At 55.8% G+C, this 822-nt stretch carries 2 protein-coding genes; both read left to right on the forward strand.

Annotated features, from left to right (window positions below; all coding sequences use genetic code 11):
* Nucleotides 1-349, forward strand: a 349-nt coding sequence (locus ACLD7X_RS17310) for a hypothetical protein (protein WP_411424931.1), incomplete at its 5' end; no start/stop codon positions are given.
* 28 nt (nt 350-377) lie between these two features.
* Entirely contained in the window at nt 378-623 is a 246-nt protein-coding gene (locus tag ACLD7X_RS17315; protein ID WP_411424932.1) for a hypothetical protein, read from the forward strand.
* The last annotated feature ends 199 nt before the right edge of the window (nt 624-822 follow it).

Below are 822 nucleotides of genomic sequence, written 5' to 3' on the forward strand. Positions count from 1 at the left end.
CACAAACTGCTGCAGCGAGTTCCTGAAGTCCACAACGGCACCTCTTGTCGTCATGTTCGGACTTGGGAGTCGCTTGAACTACGTTCAGGCCTGCAAGGCCCTCTTCTCAAAGGTCCTAGGCGGCTCTTGGCGGTCAGTGAATGAGGTTGCCTACACCAATGGCGCACTCACTGTAGTTCACGTGGAGCACTTCGCATCTCAAGGCAGGTTGATCCCTGAGTGGCTGGGGCAACTGAACACCGCTCGCCATCAGTATTGTGTGCAGGCACGCGAGGCCATCAAAGCTGCATTGTCCCCACAAGACCTCAGTAATGTTCGCAATCATGCAGCGACGATTTCGGCAAGCTAATTTCGCCCTAATAGCTGGAGAGAAAAGCATGCGTATTTACCGAATCACGAAGGACGGAAAGAAGTGGCCGATCAGCAAGGAGAACGGCTGGTACGTCTTGGGGGATCCGAAACACGGCAGCAGCAAACACAAGGTGGAAAACGCCGTAAAGGTTGCCTCTGAGGCCGAGGTGATTGAGCTCTTGAGGAAGGGCTATTCTGTGCGGGTGGAAACACCGACACGGCCTTCGCTGGTCAGGAGGAATCTCTACATCGATGGCGTTGCGCTCGTTTGACGAACGGTTCAGGTGAATAAGGATGGGAGCAGTGATGCCCGGCGGCTTTGAACCGCTCCCACTTCTATTGGATCGCCTCGACGTTCTAGAGTCGAAACACCCGCACCAGCGCATTCAGCGCCACGCGAAGGTTCCCGATGTCCTCCTCCGGCCAGTGCATCGCATCCTCGTCGGTGCAGATGACGCGGTAGACCAGCAA

The organism is Aphanothece microscopica RSMan92, assembly GCF_046613545.2.
Lineage (GTDB): Bacteria > Cyanobacteriota > Cyanobacteriia > PCC-6307 > Cyanobiaceae > NIES-981.